Genomic DNA, 1856 nt, shown 5'->3' with positions numbered 1-1856 from the left:
CGCCACACGGGACCCCGCCCCGTCGGACGCCTCCGCCCCCGACCGCCGGTCCGGAATGCCCAGCTTGTCGGCCGCCTCCTGCAACCACTCCGGCGGAGTCAGCAGGAACGACGTCTGGTTCAGATCCACCCGGGCCGGAGGAGGCGCGGAGGCGGGCTCGGGCTCGGCGTCCGTGCGGCCGTACTCCTCCTCGTACCGCCGGATCACCTCACCCACCGGCAGCCCCGGCCACAGCGTCGCCTCACCGCTGTCCCGCGCGATGACGAGCCGCTGCAGACCCCCGTCCGACCGCGGCCCCTCGACCCGGTCCTCGGCCCAGACCACGAACCCCAGCTCGAACTCCCGCACCCGCACCTCACGGTGCTGGTAACCGGGCACGTCCCCGTTGATCCACTCTTCGGCGCGCTCCTGCGCCTGCGCGAAGGTCACCATCGAAAGCTCACTCCCCCACCGAGGACGCCGATGACTCCGCGGAGACGGGCACGGCCCGCGCGAAGCCACCGTCCACCATCAGGTTCGCCACGGTCTCCAACTCCGGCGGATTGCCCGCGAGGCGCGACAGAAACGCGTCGAAGTCGTCCCCGCACGGCAACAGCAGCCGCTCGACACGCTCAGCGGGCGCCCACGAAGGATCCACGTCACGGATGTCGTCGTACGCGCAGAACCACACCGACCCGATCCGGTCACCCCTCACCTTCACGGCGAGCAACCCGCCCTGCACGAACCCCACACCCAGATAGTCCTTGGTCAGATGGTCCCTCAGGCACTTGTTGACGTACACGAGGTCATTGACGGCGGCCTCGTCCCGCACCGTGAAGAACGGCTGGTCGACCAGCAGCCCCAACTCCGCGTCCAGAGCCGCCCCCACGGGCGCACAACCGCCCGCCGCCTTCAGGAACGACCGGTACGCCCCCGGCAACCGGTACCCGAGCTCCTCCTCGACCCCCAGCACCTGCTGCTCCGACACGGCCAGCGCCGACTTCGGCAACCCGAAGTGCGCCGGCCGCGTCTCCTGCAACGGCCGCGTCCCCCGCTTGCCCTGGTCCACCACCGCCGTGGCCACACCACCGTGATGCCGCAGCAACGCCTTCACGTCCACCGGCACCAACTCCAGCCGCCGACTGCCCCGCACGTGGTGCCAGGTCCAGCCGTGCGGAGTCGCCACCGCCGGAATCGTGCCCCACAACTCATGCCCGGAAGCGGCGAGCGCGGCGTTCGCGGACACGTAGTCCGTCAACCTGAGCTCATCCACACCGAACCCTTCCGGGGGGTCCGCGATATCGGCGGCGGCACGCGCATAGGGCGAGAAGTCCGGATAACCATGGACGTCCACCCGCACACCCCTCGGATGACGCGCTGCCCGGACCGGGTCCGGAAACTGCACGACCTGCCCGGCATAGGCCGCGTTCGGCGGCGCGGCTTGCTGCCCGAGCCGACCTGTCGTCATGGCGGATGCCCCCTGCGGCGTTCTGTATGGCCTGATTTACCTGTCTGCGACGCGATGACCGTACGGATCGCGGCTGTCGACAGCCTAAGCGGTACGCGGTCACCGGTCATCGGGCCTCCAGTTCCGTGACCTGCCGTCACCCCACCGTGACGGTGAGACGAAGCCCGGGCGTGTCGCGGTGCCCCAGCTTCCGCAGCAGCCACGGACTTTGGCAGTCTGTGTCCGCTGCCGGGGCATGTAATGGGAGGGGACGACGAGCATGAACGCGACCCAGACGGGCACCTCGGGTGACCCACGCATCGGCTGGAGCACCACCGACACGGTGCACGCGCCCGCCCTCCTCCACCGCCGCGACGGCATACTCCCCACCATCGCCGCCGCCCTCTCCGTCCGCGGCGAAACCCTCACC

Annotated in this window: 1 protein-coding gene and 2 pseudogenes; 1 reads left to right on the top strand and 2 read right to left on the bottom strand. The window is 70.3% G+C overall.

Going from position 1 to position 1856, the window contains the following annotated elements:
• A pseudogene (locus FNH08_RS49510) lies at positions 1 to 432 on the bottom strand (SUKH-4 family immunity protein); the annotation flags it as partial.
• Between the two features lie 7 nt (positions 433 to 439).
• Positions 440 to 1447: an SMI1/KNR4 family protein gene (locus FNH08_RS49505; RefSeq protein WP_152778530.1), complete on the bottom strand. Its 1008-nt coding sequence runs from the start codon at positions 1445 to 1447 to the stop codon at positions 440 to 442.
• 259 nt (positions 1448 to 1706) lie between these two features.
• Between FNH08_RS49505 and FNH08_RS54370 the strand changes: the two are divergent.
• Positions 1707 to 1856, top strand: a pseudogene (locus FNH08_RS54370) (YwqJ-related putative deaminase); the annotation flags it as partial.

It is taken from the genome of Streptomyces spongiae (assembly GCF_009377185.1).
GTDB lineage: Bacteria > Actinomycetota > Actinomycetes > Streptomycetales > Streptomycetaceae > Streptomyces > Streptomyces spongiae.
This window is presented reverse-complemented; position numbering and strand designations above follow the sequence as displayed.